An 18,262-nucleotide genomic window follows, 5' to 3' on the forward strand; every position below is an offset into this window, starting at 1 on the left:
TCTAATATATACTGAACATATAACTATAAGGAAAAAGCATAAGGCTTTTTACGAGACAGGACGATCTACATGAATATTCTTCACTATGATTATTTTATCGCTATAGCAGAGAACAAGACCCTGACGCAGGCTGCACATGCGCTTCATGTATCGCAGTCTGTACTCAGCAGATACCTTCAGAATCTGGAAACGGATACCGGTATTCGTCTTTTTGCTACCGCCTCCGGAAGCTATGAGCTGACAGAAGCCGGTACCCTCTACTTGAAAAGTGCTCGAAAGATTCAATTCCTTCAGTCGCAGCTTCATCAGAAACTGAACGGTGCACGCACCCCAAATCTTCTTCGCTTTGGCATCCCACCCATCCGTGGCGGTGCTTCTCTGGCCTATATTTATCCCCATATGCTTGAGCGCTATCCATCGCTGCACGTTTCGGTCATCAACGAGAGATCAACCCTGCTTTATCAGAAGCTACTGGCGGGAGAGCTCGATTTCATCCTTCTGATGACCGAAGACAGGATGGACCTGAAGCCTTTGGATGTTCACTTTTTGCCACTGGAAAAAAAACGAATTCTGATGGGGATTCCCAGCTTCCATGCCCTGTATGTACAGGGCGGAACGGCCACCGCACCTTCCGTTTTATCTATAGAGGATTTCGCTTTAATGAAAGATGCCCCCTTCATTCTTCCTGATGAACTGACGGTCATCGGACGGTGCGTGAATCACTTCCTGAAAAGCCATCAGATTCAGCTGAATATTCAGCTTCAAACGTCGAACCGACTGACCAATCATCAGCTACTCATGGAAGGAAACTACGCCGGCTTTGTCGATGAAGAAAGTGCCACCCATATTTCAGGACTGCGTTATTTCACCCTGTCTGGACTGCCGGCTCTTACGGAAGGGATGGCTTTTCCGCTATATCGCACGCTCACGGATCCGGAACGTTTCTTTTTTTACCTGGAATATCAGCGGCTCAGGCAAAGCGGTTCCCGTTTTCTTGCCACCAATGAGGAAGTCCAGCACCTGCTCCACTCCTTCGACGAAAGGCTTTCACCATGAATTCAAAAATCTATGAATATCTTCTGGCGATTTACGAGGAATCAAATATCAGCCGGGCCGCTGCCCGCTGTTATCTTTCTCAGCCAGCACTTTCACAACAGCTGAAGCTCTATGAAGAAAAACTCGGTTTTTCTATTTTTGAACGTTCCAAGTCTGCCATGACGCCAACCCCTCGGGGCGAACTCGTGATCGATACAGCGCGTCAAATCGCAGCGGAAGAACGAGGACTGCAAGAGGCACTCGAAAAGCTGAAAGAAACGGCCATTCATAATGTGTCTATTTATATTGAATTCACGATGCGGAATATGTTTCTTCGGGATATCTGGCCGGAAGTACGAAAAGTTTACGATGAGGCTCATCTGACCTTAATCGCCGGCGAAACTGACACTGCATTACAAATGCTCCAGAATGGTTCAGCCGATCTTCTCATTTATATGACACAGAAAGAAGTTCCCAAACCCTATATCCAGAAAACTTTCCAGGAAGACAGCTATGTGCTGGCAGCTTCACGCGAATGGTATACAGAACATGCACTCCAGGAAAAAATCTTGAAAAAGACTGGATGGACGCATGATCGGGTATTTGTTAAGGAAAATTACGCGCTTTCACCTTCATTTCAGGAAGAAGCCATGGCTGGAATCGGGCTGTCGGACTGTCCTCATATAGAAACCACCAGCACTTTTCAGGAGGCAGCGCACCTATGCGCCACCAGGAAAGGACTTTCCGTATTGCCCGAAAGCCTGTTCCATCTATTGAAAGAAGACTTTTTAAAACTCCCGCTACCGGAAGGATTCCCGGTAAAAGGCGTCACCGTATTTAAAGAAGAGCAGGCGCTGAATCCACTTTATGCGCTCATATGGAAACTTCTTAAAGAAAAGTATCAGACGCTCAAAGTATGACACGAGACCTGGCAGCGCCTATCTCTGCTGCGCGATCGTACCGCGCTACTACACAGACGAAAAAAATCCCAAGATCGGATGCTTCGTATTACCGAATCACCCGACCTGGGATCTCTGTATCACCTACCGTAAAGGTGCGTACCTCACCGACGCCGCGAAGGATTTCATCGCCATGGTACGCGCGTACTGGGCTGAGCACCTGGCACCGGTACAAACGAATTAGGACAGTGAATAAAAGCAGCGCTTATCTCACGTCGCCTTCGGCGGCGTTCGATACCGGGGCAAAGCCCCTATAAAATCGAAGAAGTCCACGCAGGGACTCATGCGTGCATGGTCCCTGTGTGGACTTCTTCGATTTTGCACTGCTTGATGCAAGCGCCTACGTGATTGGTGCAGGGTTAAATACGCAGAGGTCGTTGGCGAAGCCGTACTGTTCGGTGTATGGCTTTTTGATGCCGGAGGCGACGTCGAGGATGAAGTCAAAGAGTTCTTCGCCCTGTTCTGCGATGGTGCGGTCGCCGACGGCGGCCGGGCCTGCGTTGAAATCGATGATGTCCGGCCACTGCTCCTTCATTTCGTTTCTGGAGCAGAGCTTGATGACCGGGGCTGCGGCGAGGCCGTATGGGGTGCCGCGGCCGGTCATGAAGACTTCGAGGCCCATGCCGGAAGCGAGCTGAGACGGTCCGCAGACGAGGTCAGAGGCTGGTGTCGCTGCGAAGATTTCGCCGTGCTTCGTCGGCTTGTCGCCAGGGGACAGGACTTCGACGATTGGGGAAGAGCCTGACTTTGCGATGGAGCCCATGGACTTCTCGATGATGTTCGAGAGGCCACCCTTCTTGTTACCTGGTGTCGTGTTTGCACCACGGTCGACACCACCCTTCTTCAGGTAATTGTCATACCACTTCATCTCTTCCACGAGGCGCTTCCCTACCTCTTCGTTGATGCAACGATGGGCGATGAACTGTACGCCATCACGTACCTCGGTTACCTCGGAGAACATCGCGGTTCCGCCACCGGAAACGAGGAGATCGGCGGCATAACCGGCCGTCGGGTTCGCCGTGATACCGGAGAACGCATCCGAACCACCGCACTGCATGCCGACGAGCAGATCGGAGAGCGGCAGTTCCTCTCTCTTCCGCTCGTTCAGAATCTGCAGCTTCTTTTCAGCCATCTCGCAGATGGCATCCATCATGGCCTGGTATCCCTTATAGTTCTGAAGGACGATGACATTGTCCTCGTTATTCAGCTCCGGCCACCACTCGCAGAAGCGGTCGACGGTAAACTTCTCACAGCCTAAACCGACCAGCATAAATACGCCACCGAAATTCGGATGGGTTGCGATGTTGCGGATGATCTTCTGCGGAATGTAGGCATCCGGTGCATCGATGGCGACACCGCAGCCATACGGATGATTGATGGCGACGACGTCATCTACGTTCGGATACTTCGGCAGGATCTCCCGCTTGATACGCTGGATGGCAACATTGAGCACACCCGCAACACACTGCACGGTCGTGTTGATGCCGAGGATGTTCCGGGTGCCGGCGTAACCACCGTTCGGATTACGATAGCCCATCCAGGTCGTCCGCTTCGGCTTCGGAAGATCCGTGCGGATGTTCGTTGCAAATTCCATCTGATCGAGATCCGGTGCCGGTGCCATGATGAGGTTCTTCTCATTGATCCAGCCACCGACCGGGATATCCTCTGCGGTCGTGCCGAGCACCACACCGTAGCGAATGACTTCGGATCCCTTCGGAAGTGCCTTCAGCGCGATCTTATGTGCCTGTGGGATGTCTTCCACGGTGACCACGCCCGGCATGACTTCGGTACCCTTCGGCACATCATGGATGGCGATGGCGACGTTATCACGCTCAGTGATTTGAATGCATAATCTATTTGCCATGCTTTTTCCTCCTTACTTTGGTTAAAAGCGATTGCTCATTCACTTGATATGCTCATTATATTGCGTTAAAATATGTTAGTAAAATTAATTAATATGAATGCAGAATTAGTTTTCCTAACACCGCAGGTTTACGATTTATGGATACAAAACAGATCGAATACATCATTAAAATCGCCGATGAGGGATCCATCACCCGTGCTGCAGAGAAGCTCTTCATCACCCAGTCCGCACTCTCTCAGCAGCTTCAGAAGCTCGAGAAGGAGCTGGGCGCTCCGCTGTTCGTACGCAACAAATCAGACTGGACACTGACCCCGGAGGGCAATGTCTATGTCGAAAATGCGCGTGAGATGCTCCGCATCAAGCAGAAAACCTACACGCTGATCGCCGATATGGCAGACACCCATCGTGGCTTTCTCTCTGTCGGCATGACACCGGGGCGGGGCTCCGATATGTTTCCATATGTCTATCCGAAGTTTCATGACATGTATCCGGATTTTACGATCGAACCACGCGAACTCAGTGTACGAAAGCAGCAGGAAGCAATCCACAAAGGTGAACTGGATATCGGCTTCGTCACGATCTCCGAACAGCAGAAAACCAACGACGAGTACATCGATATGTTCGATGAAGAAATCTTTCTGGCTCTACCTGAGCAGTATCCGCTCCCGGATGAATATCTGCAGACAGATGCACAGTATCCGGAGGTTCCTCTCTCGCTGTTCCGTTACGAGCCGTTCGTGATGATGTATAAGGAATCGACGATTCGTAAAACCGTGGATCAGATTTTTCATGATGCCGGCTTCAGCCCGACGGTTCTGTTTGAAACTTCGAATAACGCAACGATTCTATCCATGGTCAGTGCGAAGATGGCCTGTGCCCTCATTCCATACCACTATGTAAAAAAGCAGCCGGAAGGGGTCCGCTTCTATAGTCTCACGACACATCCGACATGGAAGGTCTGTGTTAGCTACCAGAAGAACACTTATCTCAGCAAAGCTGCGAAGGATTTCATCCAGCTGGTCGATGATTACTGGGAGCATGGGAAGTAAGAAAAAAACGTGCGCCGCCAGGCGCACCTTAATAAAGAGCCTGCATCAGCAGTCGCTGACGCGGGCTCTTTTTCGATACATCTTTTTTAATATGCCAGTCGGTAAATCTTCTCCATATCCTCGAGCTTCAGTCTAAGAATCGAACCGATGCCTCCATTCGTGGCCTTAAAGCAACCTTCTGCGAGGAGTTTATACTCTTCGTCGGTCGGGTTTACACCGAGCTCACGAAGGTTCGTCGGCATATGAATCGAACGGAAGAAATCTTCCATCGCTACGATGCCACGGAGTGCGGTCTCTTCGTCGTCTGCTCCTGCCTCGACACCGAGTACATTGACACCGAACTTTGCGAAGCGGGCCGGATTATGCTTATACACATAGCGTGCCCAGGTGCCCCAGATGGCCGCGAGGCCTGCACCATGCGCGACATCATAGAGTCCGCCGAGCTCATGCTCGAGGCGATGGCAGGACCAGTCGCCACCATCCGTGCCACAGCCGGTCAGTCCGTTATGGCTGAGGGAGGAGGCCCACATGATCTCTGCGCGCGCGTCATAGTTTGTCGGATCCGACATCAGGATGTGTGCATTGGCCATCACGGTGCGAAGCAGGCCCTCGGCAATCGCATCCGTCAGCTCCATGGAGCCGCCGTTGTTGAAGTAGCGCTCCATCGTGTGCATACAGATGTCAGCCGCACCGGACATGGTCTGGTACTCCGGAAGGGTCATCGTGAGCTTCGGGTCCATGATGGCGAAGCGTGGACGCGCGAGATTCGTGTTGTAGGAACGCTTGATGCCACCCTCGTCCGTCATTTTCGTAATCACAGAAGAGTTCGACATCTCGGAACCGGTCGCCGCAATCGTCAGTACGACGCCCTGCGGCGTGCATGCACTCGCCTTCCGCTTGAGATCATAGAAATCCCAGACATCGCCCTCGGTCTTATCCGCGAGTCCATAACCGATGGCCTTTGCAGAGTCGATGACGGAACCACCGCCGACGGAAAGGATGAAGTCGACGCCTTCCTTCCGGCAGAGTTCGATGCCCTCATAGACCTTACTGAGGTGCGGATTCGGTACGACACCGCCGAGCTCGACATAGCCGATACCCGCTTCCTCGAGCTGCTTCTCGATCATCGGTACGAGCCCAGACTTCTTCACACGCTCACTTCCATAGTGGATCAGGACCTTCGTCGCGCCCTGCTCCTTCACAAGCTTTCCGGTTTCCACGGCCGTATCCGGGCCGAACACCACCTTCGTCGGTGCATAATAAACAAATGGCAGCATATGATTTCCTCCATTTTCCATCGTCATGTCTGCGCTGGTGGATATCATGCGATGTGAACGCAGATGCACCTTTGCAGATCAGGTTTTAGAATAATTTCATTGTAGCATAAAAATGCGGGCCGGGCAGACATTCTGCCTGCATCTTCGGTCAAACCACGGCACAGAAAAAGGATGCTGCATGCACAACACCCTTTTTCTATGCCTCATACGGCTCATCCTCTGAAAATCGCCGGATAAATACTATTCAGATTTTTTCTTCTCTTCTGCCTCTGCGCAGTGAAGCAGTGCCTTCATGTAACCGGTGTAATACGCAGCGGAGCGCTCGGAGAATCCCTTCCCATCTGCATTAAAAAACGGATGGTCAATGTTGAGATATCCGTCGAAGCCACTGCGTACGATCACCTTCATAATCTGATACATATCCGCATAGCCATCCTCGAGAAGCGTCTCCTCGAAGTACGGAAGCTGTCCGCTGACATTGCGGAAGTGAATGATCGGGAGCTTATCGGCTTTCACGAACTCTTCGATGTCCTGATAGAGATCACCGAAGTGCTCAGACTCCAGCCAGCAGCCGACGCACATCTTCATCGTGAGATACGGGCTGTTACCGGCTAGTTCGAAGGCTCGACGATAGCAGTCGGAATTCCAGATGAGGCAGGCTACGCCACCAGCCTCCGGAATCGGTGGATCGTTCGGATGAAGTGCCAGCTTGACATCGGCTTCTTCACATACCGGAAGTGCCTTATCCAGGAAGTATTTGAAGTTCTCCCAGATTTCCTGCTCTCCGTATACGCGGTCATTTGAAATCGGACGGGACTGAATCTCGTCGAGATCACAGATAAAGGAATTCTGACCGTGGTTATACTTGCCGGCACCGATCCGGGTACGGAAGATACCATTCGGCTGCCATGCGATATAGTTGATCGGAACGCCGGCCTGACCAAGTGCTCTCGTGAACTCGTTGTACTTCGCGATCCACTCGTCACGATCTTCACGGCCGAGATGAATCGACGGGCACTTCTGCAGCTGCGGGCAGCCTGCATTGGAAATCTGAAGATCATACTTCGCCGCACGCTCCTGGAAACGCAGGATGCCATCGTAATTTGCATCATCGCCGATGAAGTTCACGGCAAGATAGTGGATGCCCTGTCCCTGCTGGTAGCGCATCTCCTCATCCGTCATCTTACTCGAACAGTTGCTTTCGATTTTGATCATGGCTGTACCTCTGTTCGTCCGATACGTCGTCACTTAAGATTCTTATCAAAAAATGCACGGATGATTTCCTTCGTTTCCTGCTGGAAAAACTCCTTCGTTCCATGGCCCGCACCATGAAGGATATAAAGGTCTGCGCGATCTTCCATGCCCGCCTTTACGATATCGTCATAAAATGCTTCACTGATGTCACAGGACACCAGCTTATCGCAGTCGCCATGCAGGATGAGAATCGGGCACATCTCCTTCGTTAAAATGTATGGTGGACAATATGGCTTCGCGCGCTCCTTCAGCGTTGACATGTCTCCGCCGAAAAGTGCCCCAGCATGTGTATCTTCTGGTTTTTTCCAGCGACAGTCTGGATTTGTACGCATTTCACGCGCATCATCCTCAATCAGTTTTACGAAATCCACCGGTCCAAACATATCACAGCAGGCCTGCACATGAGAAGAATACTCACTCCACTCTTCACTTTCATAGCCATCGGAATTCATCGCAGCAAGTGCCGACAGCTGTCCACCCGCGGAGCGTCCGATGATACCGATATGCTCCGGATCAATTTCATATTCATCGGCATGCGCACGAAGGAATCGAATCGCCGTCTTCACGTCGATGATCTGTGAAGGCATATGTTCCTCGGCACTACTTCGATAGTACATGGATGCAACCACATATCCTGCATCTGCGAGAAAGGCCATCTCAGCCACCATAAGATTCTTGTCACAGCCACGATATCCGCCACCCGGAACCCACAGAATCGCCGGCTTCGGTGTTTTATCATCCGCTTCATCATCGTGGCCGGATGCCAGACGCATCTCACTGTTGCCATTCTGCAGCATGATGGACATCTTCAGCTCCATCTCCTGTCCGTCCAGATTCTTCTGTCTCGAATACACGATATTGTCAATAAAATTAATACTTTTTCTGGTTCTACCCGGCTCAATTACTTTTTTCATATACTTTCCTTTCCAGTAGCACTCACTCTACACTTACTGTTCTTTTACAGTGACGCTCGTTGAATCGTATCGATGACCAGCTGCTGACCAGCTTCCCATTCATCTGTGCAATGCACGATAAATCCATGATACGAATCGAGGAAACACTTCTGTGTCACCTTTACACCCGCCAGCACGAGACGCTTTGCGTACTCGGCATCCTCGAATCGGAAATTATCATGACCGGCACTGGTTACGAGTGCTTCCGGAAGTCCCCGCAGCATCTCATCCGGTGCAAGCAGAGGGCTGCAATATGGATCCTTTAAATTCTCTACTTCTCCATCTGTATATGCCAGGCTGAACATTCTGCCTCGCTCTACCGGAATCAGATTGCTTTCTGCTTCCGGTTTATCTGCCGGATCCGTCACCATATCAAACGCACCATAATCCAGCACCTGAAGACAGAACTGAAATTCCTTTGTCTGATTTGCCTTTAAACATACGGCTGCCGTCAGGTTTGCACCTGCACTATGTCCGCCCATGGATACGCGCTTCACGTCGGCACCCCAGTGCTGCAGCATGGAAAACACCCATCTGCATACTTCATACGTTTCATTAAATGCTTTTGGATATGGATACTCCGGTGCCAGACTATAGTCCACATCCACCACGATGCCCTGAATCGCATCGGCTACCTTTGCAGAGTAAATCTCATCCCGTAAAACATGTGGGCGTACAAATCCACCACCATGGACATTGATATGGACCGGACAGTTCCGTGTACGATTCTTTGCCGTAAAGATATAGCACGGAACCGGACCTTCGGATGTGGTTACGCTGACCTCTTCACGTTCCGCGAGATCCAGGTTTTTTTTATATTCTTCTGTGATATTTTCCTTTGCTACGCTGGTGCCACGAAGCGCAACAATCATCTTTTCTTTTTCTTCCTGTGTCAACATCGTCTGATTCCTCCTTCGATATGTATCTTTCTCATGAAAACTTCTAAAAATGAGAGTAGAAAAGCCGAAGCCTTGCAAGCTTCGGCTTTCATGAATTTTCAGGCCGTCGCCTTCTTTTTCTTAAGCATCTTTGAAATCAGCGGACCGATTACACTGTAAACAGCAATCAGGATAAAGATAAGAGAAATCGGACGGGTAAGGAAAGAGGTCATATCCCCCTTCGCATAGGAGCATCCCATACGGAAATAGCTCTCGATTTTACTTCCCAGAATAAATGCAAGCATAAGCGGCGTACTCGGCATCTTAAAGAATTCCATCAGGATACCGATTGCACCAAATACCAGTACCAGGTAAACACTGAACATCGACGTCGACGCAGAGTATGCACCAAGGAAGCAGATCATAAGAATCGCACTGTACAGATAGTGATATGGTGCCTTTAAAAGCATCGGGAACCAGCGCTTCGTCAACAGCTCTGTGACGAAAATCAGAATTGCAGCGATCAGCACGGTAGCAAAAATAAGATTTGCCAGTAAAGGATTGTTTTTGATGAACATCGGCCCCGCCTGCAATCCATGAATCGTCATAGCAGACATCAGTAGAACGGTCGTCCCATCACCTGGAATGCCCAGTGCGATCATCGGGATGATGGCACCACCGACACCCGCGTTATTTGCAACCTCCGTTGCCCAGATACCTTCATCGATACCGGTTCCGAACTTCTCCGGATGCTTGCTCATCTTCTTCGCCTGTCCATAGGCGATCAGGTTTGAAATACCGGAGCCCATACCCGGCAAAAAGCCGATCCAGAGTCCGATGAAAAGTGATGTGATGATCACCTTCAGATTATCCTTAAAATCCTTAAAGCTGAAACCGAAGCCCTTCAGCGATCCGGCGTCTACTTCCGGCATCGTCAGATTATTCTTTGCATAGCTTGAAGCAACCTGCTGTAGTGCGAAGGTACCCATCAGGAGGCATACGACATTGATTCCACCATAGAGGTTCGTATTATGAAAAGTGAAACGAAGCTGGTTCGTTACCATATCCGAACCAACCGTAGAAAGCCACAGTCCGAAAAAGGCTGCCAGAAGACCCTTAAAAATGGAGCCTTTACTTAATCCAACGACCATCGTGATGGCCATCAGGCAGAGACTGAAGTACTCCCATGGTCCGAGTTTCAGTGCAACATCTGCGATAAAGGTAGAGCAGAAAGTCGCTACGAGAATAGAAACCAGCGTACCGATGAAGGAGCCGGTGATACCGATGGAGAGTGCGCGTGCCGCCTGTCCCTTCTGTGTCATCGGATAACCATCATAGCAGGTTCCGATCGACGCAGCAGATCCAGGGATTCCGACGAGTACCGCTGCAATAAAGGAGCCGGATACACCACCAACATACATGCCGAGCAGCATCGCGAAGCTTAAGTTCGTATTTAAAGCGAACGTCATCGGAAGAATCAGTGTGATGCCGAGACCTCCGGACAGACCAGGAATCGCGCCCAGAACACATCCAACCAGAGAACAGATATACATCATGATGAAGTTCACTGGCTGGAATAACACGCCAAGTGCAGAAAGATAACTTGCCATTTTTATTTTCTCCTTCCAGTTAAGGCATCCGAATGCCGAGTGCCTCAAAAAGCACACCCTTCGGAAGTGGAATATTGAAGCCCTTCGTAAATCCGAAATAGCAGAGACTGCCCAATGCGACACTTAATACGACCGCAAATAGAATATTGATCTTCTTATCTACCTTCAGTGTCATGATGAACATCATCATGCCCATCATCGACGTAATCCAGAAGCCGATCAAATTCATCGCCACACAGAAAAGAATGCACTCCAGCATGATCCGTCCGAGACGCTTCCATCCATCTTTATCAAGATACGGAGCTGCGCCATGCTCATTCTCTTCTTTTTCTTTTTTTCCATCGAAAATCATCGAAAGAATCGCCATGATAATCATGCCGATCGCAGAAATAAATGGAAAGAGCTTCGGTCCAGGCTCGTTAGAAACCAGCTTTTCAGGTATCAAGGCCGTTTGAAATGCGACCCACACAGCGAATACGATAAATGCGATTCCCATCACATAGGTACGATTCAGTTTTTTCATTGAAACCCCCTTTTCAAAAATACCGGCTGCCCGTAAGGACGGCCGGACATGTTTCAGTTTCGTTCAGTTCGTATCATCAGCGAACCTTCAGCCCCATGGAACCTACGAGTTCATCCAGGGAGCTCCACTCTGTTTCGAGAGCCTTCTTTGTATCCTCATAGTTCACAGCCGCGATATAGGTTGCCATTTTATTATTGCCATCGATGAAGGACTGAACCGTGGTTGCCTTCTGAATCGCCTCATTGATTGCCTCACAGATTTCATCCGGTGTATCCTTCGGAACGACTATATAGTAATTTGAATCCCATGTCAGACTTACATTCTGCTCCTGTGTGGTCGCAAACTTCTTATCCAGCTCTGTACCTACCAGCTCGCTCATGTTTTCCAGTGTCGCCGCCTTTGGTCCGATACTTCCCAATATGGTCAGCTTTCCATCGGCATCATAGGATACCGCGTTCGGGATGGAGCAGTTTGCGATATCAATCGAGCCGGCTGCAACATTGGTCAGCTTATCTGCCTCGGAAGAGCACTGCACATAGTTTACCGAATTCGCATCACCGGTCAGCTCTTCGATGAGTGACGTGAACAGCACCTGCGTCGTACCGCCTAAAGAACATCCTACAACGACATCCCCCGGATTTGCCTTGATATACTCTGCAAGTTCTGTAAAGTTCGTGTATGGTGCGCCTGGTTTCGCGATGATGGCCTGCGGACCACCCTGGTTCATGATGCCCACCGCCTTAACATCATCCTTGATATTTACTTCCGAGGATCCGGCCAGATACTGAATGATCGAGCCACCATGGCAGGCACCGAGTGTTAAACCATCTGGCTTCGCATTCTTCACATGCTCCATGCCGACTTCACCGGTATCGTAGTTTGTAACGACGAAGTTCACACCTGGACATACCTCGCTGAGTGCCTGCGTCAGATAACGAGTATATAGATCGGTTCCGCCGCCTGCCTTCGCAGGAACATCGACATATACATTATCTCCGGACTTCCATGGTCCTACGCCTTCACCGGCTGCCGCTGCTGCAGCTTCTGTGCCTGCATTTCCAGAAGCTTTCGTTGCTTCCGGAGCTGCAGATGAGCCACATCCTACGAGACCGGCAGCCAGGATGCACGTAGCCATCATACCTGCAAATAATCTGTTTTTCTTCATAACGTTTCTCCCTTTCTTTGCGAAATATAATATGATTTTATGTTTCATTCACGTTTCCTCATTCGTCATCTTTCTTAATTGAAAGTAATCCTATTCAGAAATACGTGATTTTGTTCAGCTCGCATCGTTTATGCCTGTATTATGCTGCGCAAAATGACGATTGACAAGCTTGAAAGACTTATGTAATTTATAAGCAAAAGTAATGCAACTTTACGCAAGGAATCACTATGAATACAAAGCAGCTACACTATATACTGGCTATTGCAGAAGAAGGAGGCTTAACTGCGGCTGCGGAGAAGCTTCACATAACGCAACCAGCACTTAGCAAATATCTGGCAGAGCTCGAAAAAGAACTGGGAACAGAATTATTTTTCCAGCACAAAAAACGTTACTACCCTACCGCCGCCGGTAAAATCTATCTGGATGCCGCTTCCCGCATCATCGCCGTAAAAGAGCAGACCTATCAGATGATTTCTGAGCTTTCGGTCGGTTATCAAAAAACGATCACCATCGGAGTTACACCGCTGCGTGGTTCTATTGCAATTGCGAAAATTTTCAATCAGTTTCATCGGCGCTATCCGAATGTAAAAATCGAAATGAAGGAGCACTATATGGCAGGACTTCGAAAGGCCGTGCAGGTTCACGAGGTCGATCTGGCACTTGGCACCTGTGACGATCCGGATGAGCCCGGCATCGTGCATACCTCCTTTCATGAAGAGGAGGTGGTTTTGTTTGTCCCTGCCTTTCACCCACTCGCTTATCAGGCAAGCCATGACCTCTCCCATCTGACTGCGATCGATATCCGAAAATTTAAGGATACCCCTTTCATTCTGGCAACGCACAATTCTACCATACGTCATACGACAGATATGCTTTTACAGCAGAATCAAATGCAACCGACCATCGTATATGAAGCCGATAATAACTTGATTCTGAAAAACATGGCGGATCAAGGCGCCGGCGTCACGATTCTGGCACGTAGTCATATGGAGCCGTCGAGAAACCTGGTTTACTTCAGCCTGAAGCCAAAATGTTTCGTCCACATGACCGTAATGTCCGCGCCGGATCATATTCTGTCAGAAGAAGAACGCTATCTTATCGCTCTGAACTATCAGATGGAAGCTCAGAATCCGAACTATCATTTCAGCCCGAATCAGGCAGCGAAGAATCTGATTGAAGAATTCCAGCTTTATCACATAGAAAGGCACACGCTCTGATGGATACAAAACTGATCGAATATGTCATCGCCATTGCAGAAGAAAAAAGTCTGAGCAAAGCCGCCGAACGCCTCTATCTCTCACAGCCAGCGCTTAGTCAGCGTCTGAAAAAGCTCGAAGACGAGCTCGGGACGCAGCTGTTCGTCCGAGAGCGCGATGGTCTCACACTTACAGATGCAGGTCGAATCTATATCAATGGCGGGCATTCCATCCTGCAAATAAAGAGAGAGGCACTTCGTAAAATCTCCTCTCTCACGCACAGTAGTAAAAATTCTCTTCGTTTTGCCTGCGCAGCTTCTTCTGCACTGGAATGCATTCCTGCATTTCGAAAACATCATCCGGAAATCGAACTTATGGTACGGCGCAGCAACAGCTTAACCGCAAAGGAAGATCTCATCATGGGACATGCGGATCTCGGTGTTCTGCTCACTTCATCCCTGCAGCACTCCGTACTCGAGTATATCCCACTCTGGACCGGAGAACTTCTTCTCGCTGTTCCGGATGGGCATCCGACGCTCCTTGCCGAGGACATCGAGAAAGGAGACTACTCCGCGATTCAGAATGACTACTTCGTACTCACTCATGCGCCTTCTTTCGTGCGTAACGCAGAGGATCAGGCCTTGCGTAATATGCAGATTCAGCCGAATATCCTCTGCGAAATCGAGGATGATGTTTCTCGACGCTATATGCTGAATAAGGGGCTCGGTAATGCTTTCATTCCGAGTCATCTGTCTCACCCAGAAGATACGTTTTATACATACTCCCTGAATCCTCCGCTCACGTTTTACATCGTCGCTGCTTATCAGAAATCCATCAACCTGTCCGAACCTATGAAGCAGCTGATCCGTCTTCTTCTCACTGAATATGATCAGCTTCCATCCTGAATAACATCAAAACCTGGACTCGCACCATCTCGGTACGCTCCAGGTTTTTCTTTTTCATTCGCATATTCTGTTTTTCCGACTAGAAGTAGCTTTCTTTATCCTGGCACAATACTCTTAAAATTACTTACCCGCGTATTATACTTCCGTATCAGATCTACGAGCACGAGCTCCGGTACGGAAAGATAGCTTCCCTTTCGATACGCAACCGAGGAATGCCAGTGAATATGTGGCTTCACAGTGAAATAAACGATCGGTGCATCCGGATCCACATAGAACGCCGGAAAGAAAGCACTGGCAAGCTGCGCCTTTACAGAGCGGATTCTGGTTTTACTTCCCGAAGAGGTATAGAGTACCTTCGGCTGAAAACCCGCCGTTCGAAAAATCTCTGCCTCGATATCCGAGCTCTTCGTCTCCGGCGCAGCCAGCAGGAACTGCGTATCCTTAAACAGACTGAGCTCCACCTCCGGCAGGCGCTCTGCACTGTTTTCTCCGGCGAGATAAGCGAGCGGATGTGAGGCCGGTACACCTAATACGATTTCCTCCTTCACATTCGCAATATAAGATAAGCTTGGATTCTGCTGCCCCTCTGTAAAGGTCGTACAGGCGAGATCCACCTCCTTGTTGATGAGTGCCTGCTCCATACGTTTATTCCGCAGCTCCTTCGTATGAAAGCGGATCTCCGGATACAGCATATGAAACACCGGAAATACTTCAGAAAACATATCGGCACCGCGCTCCGGCGTATACGCGATCGAAATGGTGCCATGGCCTTCCTGGTGGAGATCATTCAGCTTTTTATACGTATTTTCCTTTATCTGCAGGATGTCTCTCGCTCCCTCCAGATAAATCTGTCCGGCTTCCGTCGGCACCATGCTGTGCTTCCGACGTTCAAACAGCTGCATTCCGAGCTCTTTCTCCAGCTTCAGCAGCTGCTGATTCAGCGCAGACTGCGTGAGAAACAGGCGCTCTGCAGCCCGGGAAATACTTCCCTCGCCTGCGATCGCCAGGATATTTTCGATCTGCTTCAGTTCCATATCTCGACACTCCTTTCCACGGCCGTTTCTTAATCGAGTTAAGTTTAAATCTAATTTTCTATAAGTTGAATTAAGAGTACATCCATCCTATGATGATTTCAACAGATATATCACATAACTGTTTCGCATCTCTCGATTTTCTGAAATCCAGAGCTACAAAACATGTCAGAATAAACAGAGCGTAGCACTACGCGTCAAAGCTTACCGAGCAGTGCCTTCTGACCGAACACGAAAGGGGAAAACATATGTCATTTAAGTGTACGAAGCCGATGGCGGATCCGGTTGCAACGCTCGCATATCGCCCATGGACCGCAGCCATCGAACCATTTCAGGTATCACCGAGAACCTGGTATGTTGCTGGTCAGACCTGGGTCGGCTGCTGGCTTATCGAAACGAGCGAAGGCTGCATCCTGATCGATACCGCGATCCCAGAGAGCGCCTATCAGCTCGTCGACAGCATCTATAAAACCGGTCACAAGCCATCCGACATCAAGAAGATCCTTCTCAGCCACGCACACTTCGATCACTGCGGTGCCGCACAGATCATGAAGGAGCTGACCGGTGCCGAGATGTACATGTCGAAGGAAGACTGGGATTTTTATCAGGAGGTACCGGAAGAGACGATGGTACTCGATAAAGATTCCCATCCAGTCGATTTCCAGATCGACCATTTCTACGACGACGCTACACCTGTTGTTCTCGGCGACATCTCTATTCGCACCATGCTTACCCCAGGACACACCATCGGATGCACCAGCTTCTTCTGGGAGGAAACAAATCCGGTGGATGGAAAAACCTACACCCTTGGTATGCACGGCGGCGTCGGTGCAAACACCATGAACGATGATTACTACAAGACGAGTAAGAAGCTGACACCGGCACTTCGTGACCGTTTCCTCGCGGATGAGGAGAAGATTGCAGCCATCCATGTAGACATTGCCCTCCCAAGCCACCCGAATCAGATCGAGGTAATCGATCGTGCCGGCCAGTACACAGATGAAAACAACTGCTACTATGACCCGACCGTCTGGGCCGATTTCATTCATGAACGTGTACGTCAGGTTCGTGTACTGATGAAATAATCAACTATTTGAAAAAACGAAATGGGCGTCTGCATCCTGCTTTCCTCCATTTTGTGTTATGACTTCACTTTTTGATGAAAGGATAAAATCGTATTATGTCACACTTAACCATCGTTCTTCTCGTGACGCTGTTTATGATGGTCATGTTCATCTGGCACAAGGTGCCATTTGGCGTGACAGCCATGACCTGCTGCCTGATTCTCGCTGCGACCGGTGTCGTCGATCTGAAATCTGCCTTCATCGGCTTCGGTAATAAAACCGTCGTTCTGATCGCACCGATTCTCGCACTTTCTTCTGTACTCACAAAGACTGCCCTCGTCGATAAGATTTCCGGTACACTGAATATGGTTCAGGGCAAGAGCGGTATGATGCTGATCATCGCATTTTATGCGGTTGCGGCTCTTTTCTCTCAGTTTGTACCATCTACTGCTGCACTCGCTATTCTGGTCGTTTTTCTGACCACGCTGAATAAATCTGGTGAAATCACCGCAAATCGTCTGCTGCTTCCGCTTCTCGGTGTCATGGTTGCCTGGAAGTTCCGCCTTCCGATCGGCCTCGGTGCAACCACCTTCGCAACCCTGAATGGTTTCTACGAGGGAATCGTCGGTGAGGGAAATCCTCAGTACATGATCGGCCTTCTAGATCCACTGAAATTTGCAATCATTCCGATCATTGTTCTGACAACGTACTGCCTGTTCGCATGGAAACTGATGCCGAAGGATCAGGAAGTTGATACGACGAAGCTGAAGAAAGGCGCTGTCGTTGAAAAGCTCCCTCAGGCTAAGCAGATGATCGTATACATCGTATTTACAGTCGTTATGCTCTGCCTCATCTTTAACCAGATTACGAAGAACTGGATGTACCTCGCACCGGCAGCCGGTGTCATCATCCTGATTTTCACCGGCTGTATCGATGCAAAGGACGCATCGAAGGATATGACCCAGGATATGATCTGGATGCTCGCCGGCGTACTCATCGTTGCAGACGCCATCGGATCTTCCGGTGCCGGTGAAGTCATCGGTCAGTTCATCCTGAACATCATCGGTCAGAATCCGAGTCAGTTCAAGGTTATGCTGATTTTCTCTGCTGCCACCGTTATCATGACGACCTTCATATCGAACATGGGTACACAGTCCGTACTGATTCCGATCGCTGCTTCGGTTGCACTGGCCGCTGGCTGGGATCCGAGAGGTCTCGTTCTTATCATCGGTACCGCAAACTACTTCGCGGTCGGCTTCCCATCCGGATCCGGTGAGTGTGCTGTAGCTTTCGCTGCCGGCGAGTATAACCCGGCGAAGGTTCTGAAGTTCACTCTTCCGTATATGATTCTGGCGATTCTTTCCTGCGCCGTATCCGCTACGCTCTTCTATCCGCTGGGATAAAATCCTGATTCCTGCTATTTTATATCCATAATCCCCCGACAAAGAACGGCTGTCGCACGCGCGGCGGCCGTTCTTTCGTTCTGTTTTGCATAATTA

General features: G+C 49.7%; 17 protein-coding genes. 8 read left to right on the forward strand and 9 right to left on the reverse strand.

Features of this window, described 5'->3' with window-relative positions; translation table 11 throughout:
• Positions 1 to 69: 69 nt before the first annotated feature.
• The 3 genes from ACTNC3_RS01225 to ACTNC3_RS01235 are packed head-to-tail and all read left to right on the forward strand — an operon-like array spanning position 70 to position 2,178.
• Complete coding sequence (locus ACTNC3_RS01225) at positions 70 to 1,056, forward strand: LysR family transcriptional regulator (protein WP_410042364.1); 987 nt, start codon at positions 70 to 72, stop codon at positions 1,054 to 1,056.
• Positions 1,053 to 1,955 carry a LysR family transcriptional regulator gene (locus tag ACTNC3_RS01230; RefSeq protein ID WP_441226199.1) on the forward strand — a complete coding sequence of 301 codons (903 nt, stop codon included), beginning with the start codon at positions 1,053 to 1,055 and terminating at the stop codon, positions 1,953 to 1,955. Before ACTNC3_RS01225 ends, ACTNC3_RS01230 begins: the two co-directional genes overlap by 4 nt.
• Positions 1,903 to 2,178 (forward strand): hypothetical protein, encoded by a 276-nt coding sequence (locus ACTNC3_RS01235; RefSeq protein ID WP_410042362.1) that lies wholly within the window; start codon positions 1,903 to 1,905, stop codon positions 2,176 to 2,178. Before ACTNC3_RS01230 ends, ACTNC3_RS01235 begins: the two co-directional genes overlap by 53 nt.
• Positions 2,179 to 2,334: 156 nt before the next feature.
• On the opposite strand, the gene ACTNC3_RS01240 is transcribed toward ACTNC3_RS01235, so the two are convergent.
• The gene (locus ACTNC3_RS01240; RefSeq protein ID WP_441226200.1) at positions 2,335 to 3,858 is read right to left on the reverse strand and encodes a UxaA family hydrolase; all 1,524 of its coding nucleotides are present in this window, start codon (positions 3,856 to 3,858) and stop codon (positions 2,335 to 2,337) included.
• Positions 3,859 to 3,995: 137 nt separating this feature from the next.
• Between ACTNC3_RS01240 and ACTNC3_RS01245 the strand changes: the two genes are divergently transcribed.
• On the forward strand, positions 3,996 to 4,907 hold the full coding sequence (locus ACTNC3_RS01245; RefSeq protein ID WP_441226201.1) for a LysR family transcriptional regulator: 912 nt from the start codon (positions 3,996 to 3,998) through the stop codon (positions 4,905 to 4,907).
• Between the two features lie 86 nt (positions 4,908 to 4,993).
• On the opposite strand, the gene ACTNC3_RS01250 is transcribed toward ACTNC3_RS01245, so the two are convergent.
• The 7 genes from ACTNC3_RS01250 to ACTNC3_RS01280 form a co-directional block, all read right to left on the reverse strand.
• Positions 4,994 to 6,184 (reverse strand): iron-containing alcohol dehydrogenase, encoded by a 1,191-nt coding sequence (locus ACTNC3_RS01250; RefSeq protein ID WP_441226202.1) that lies wholly within the window; start codon positions 6,182 to 6,184, stop codon positions 4,994 to 4,996.
• A 240-nt stretch (positions 6,185 to 6,424) separates the two neighbouring features.
• Positions 6,425 to 7,399: a mannonate dehydratase gene (locus tag ACTNC3_RS01255; protein WP_410042358.1), complete on the reverse strand. Its 975-nt coding sequence runs from the start codon at positions 7,397 to 7,399 to the stop codon at positions 6,425 to 6,427.
• Between the two features lie 29 nt (positions 7,400 to 7,428).
• Positions 7,429 to 8,352 carry an alpha/beta hydrolase fold domain-containing protein gene (locus tag ACTNC3_RS01260; protein WP_441226203.1) on the reverse strand — a complete coding sequence of 308 codons (924 nt, stop codon included), beginning with the start codon at positions 8,350 to 8,352 and terminating at the stop codon, positions 7,429 to 7,431.
• A gap of 44 nt (positions 8,353 to 8,396) precedes the next feature.
• Positions 8,397 to 9,290 (reverse strand): alpha/beta hydrolase, encoded by an 894-nt coding sequence (locus tag ACTNC3_RS01265; RefSeq protein ID WP_441226204.1) that lies wholly within the window; start codon positions 9,288 to 9,290, stop codon positions 8,397 to 8,399.
• A gap of 98 nt (positions 9,291 to 9,388) precedes the next feature.
• Positions 9,389 to 10,879, reverse strand: a complete 1,491-nt coding sequence (locus ACTNC3_RS01270) for a tripartite tricarboxylate transporter permease (protein ID WP_410042355.1) — start codon at positions 10,877 to 10,879, stop codon at positions 9,389 to 9,391.
• Positions 10,880 to 10,898: 19 nt separating this feature from the next.
• On the reverse strand, positions 10,899 to 11,402 hold the full coding sequence (locus tag ACTNC3_RS01275) for a tripartite tricarboxylate transporter TctB family protein (RefSeq protein ID WP_410042354.1): 504 nt from the start codon (positions 11,400 to 11,402) through the stop codon (positions 10,899 to 10,901).
• 76 nt (positions 11,403 to 11,478) lie between these two features.
• On the reverse strand, positions 11,479 to 12,567 hold the full coding sequence (locus ACTNC3_RS01280; protein WP_410042353.1) for a Bug family tripartite tricarboxylate transporter substrate binding protein: 1,089 nt from the start codon (positions 12,565 to 12,567) through the stop codon (positions 11,479 to 11,481).
• A 227-nt stretch (positions 12,568 to 12,794) separates the two neighbouring features.
• Between ACTNC3_RS01280 and ACTNC3_RS01285 the strand changes: the two genes are divergently transcribed.
• Together ACTNC3_RS01285 and ACTNC3_RS01290 are read left to right on the forward strand one after the other, a co-directional pair.
• A complete protein-coding gene (locus tag ACTNC3_RS01285; protein ID WP_410042352.1) occupies positions 12,795 to 13,784 on the forward strand; it encodes a LysR family transcriptional regulator in 990 nt (329 codons plus the stop codon).
• The gene (locus ACTNC3_RS01290; protein ID WP_410042351.1) at positions 13,784 to 14,668 is read left to right on the forward strand and encodes a LysR family transcriptional regulator; all 885 of its coding nucleotides are present in this window, start codon (positions 13,784 to 13,786) and stop codon (positions 14,666 to 14,668) included. The genes ACTNC3_RS01285 and ACTNC3_RS01290 overlap by 1 nt, the downstream gene beginning before the upstream one ends.
• Positions 14,669 to 14,763: 95 nt before the next feature.
• On the opposite strand, the gene ACTNC3_RS01295 is transcribed toward ACTNC3_RS01290, so the two are convergent.
• Positions 14,764 to 15,702 (reverse strand): LysR family transcriptional regulator, encoded by a 939-nt coding sequence (locus tag ACTNC3_RS01295; RefSeq protein ID WP_410042350.1) that lies wholly within the window; start codon positions 15,700 to 15,702, stop codon positions 14,764 to 14,766.
• A gap of 245 nt (positions 15,703 to 15,947) precedes the next feature.
• Between ACTNC3_RS01295 and ACTNC3_RS01300 the strand changes: the two genes are divergently transcribed.
• Together ACTNC3_RS01300 and ACTNC3_RS01305 are read left to right on the forward strand one after the other, a co-directional pair.
• Complete coding sequence (locus ACTNC3_RS01300) at positions 15,948 to 16,784, forward strand: MBL fold metallo-hydrolase (protein ID WP_410042349.1); 837 nt, start codon at positions 15,948 to 15,950, stop codon at positions 16,782 to 16,784.
• Between the two features lie 95 nt (positions 16,785 to 16,879).
• A complete protein-coding gene (locus ACTNC3_RS01305) occupies positions 16,880 to 18,166 on the forward strand; it encodes an SLC13 family permease (RefSeq protein WP_410042348.1) in 1,287 nt (428 codons plus the stop codon).
• Positions 18,167 to 18,262: the final 96 nt, after the last annotated feature.

The organism is Oribacterium sp. HCP3S3_B9, assembly GCF_052064255.1.
In the GTDB taxonomy this organism is placed as follows: Bacteria; Bacillota; Clostridia; order Lachnospirales; family Lachnospiraceae; genus Oribacterium.

Coding starts and splice junctions, on each gene's coding strand:
- ACTNC3_RS01230 (WP_441226199.1), top strand. CDS start 1,053: ATGAATTCAAAAATCTATGAATATCTTCTGGCGATTTACGAGGAATCA.
- ACTNC3_RS01255 (WP_410042358.1), bottom strand. CDS start 7,399: ATGATCAAAATCGAAAGCAACTGTTCGAGTAAGATGACGGATGAGGAG.
- ACTNC3_RS01235 (WP_410042362.1), top strand. CDS start 1,903: ATGCGCTCATATGGAAACTTCTTAAAGAAAAGTATCAGACGCTCAAAG.
- ACTNC3_RS01300 (WP_410042349.1), top strand. CDS start 15,948: ATGTCATTTAAGTGTACGAAGCCGATGGCGGATCCGGTTGCAACGCTC.
- ACTNC3_RS01285 (WP_410042352.1), top strand. CDS start 12,795: ATGAATACAAAGCAGCTACACTATATACTGGCTATTGCAGAAGAAGGA.
- ACTNC3_RS01305 (WP_410042348.1), top strand. CDS start 16,880: ATGTCACACTTAACCATCGTTCTTCTCGTGACGCTGTTTATGATGGTC.
- ACTNC3_RS01260 (WP_441226203.1), bottom strand. CDS start 8,352: ATGAAAAAAGTAATTGAGCCGGGTAGAACCAGAAAAAGTATTAATTTT.
- ACTNC3_RS01270 (WP_410042355.1), bottom strand. CDS start 10,879: ATGGCAAGTTATCTTTCTGCACTTGGCGTGTTATTCCAGCCAGTGAAC.
- ACTNC3_RS01245 (WP_441226201.1), top strand. CDS start 3,996: ATGGATACAAAACAGATCGAATACATCATTAAAATCGCCGATGAGGGA.
- ACTNC3_RS01225 (WP_410042364.1), top strand. CDS start 70: ATGAATATTCTTCACTATGATTATTTTATCGCTATAGCAGAGAACAAG.
- ACTNC3_RS01295 (WP_410042350.1), bottom strand. CDS start 15,702: ATGGAACTGAAGCAGATCGAAAATATCCTGGCGATCGCAGGCGAGGGA.
- ACTNC3_RS01275 (WP_410042354.1), bottom strand. CDS start 11,402: ATGAAAAAACTGAATCGTACCTATGTGATGGGAATCGCATTTATCGTA.
- ACTNC3_RS01290 (WP_410042351.1), top strand. CDS start 13,784: ATGGATACAAAACTGATCGAATATGTCATCGCCATTGCAGAAGAAAAA.
- ACTNC3_RS01280 (WP_410042353.1), bottom strand. CDS start 12,567: ATGAAGAAAAACAGATTATTTGCAGGTATGATGGCTACGTGCATCCTG.
- ACTNC3_RS01265 (WP_441226204.1), bottom strand. CDS start 9,290: ATGTTGACACAGGAAGAAAAAGAAAAGATGATTGTTGCGCTTCGTGGC.
- ACTNC3_RS01250 (WP_441226202.1), bottom strand. CDS start 6,184: ATGCTGCCATTTGTTTATTATGCACCGACGAAGGTGGTGTTCGGCCCG.
- ACTNC3_RS01240 (WP_441226200.1), bottom strand. CDS start 3,858: ATGGCAAATAGATTATGCATTCAAATCACTGAGCGTGATAACGTCGCC.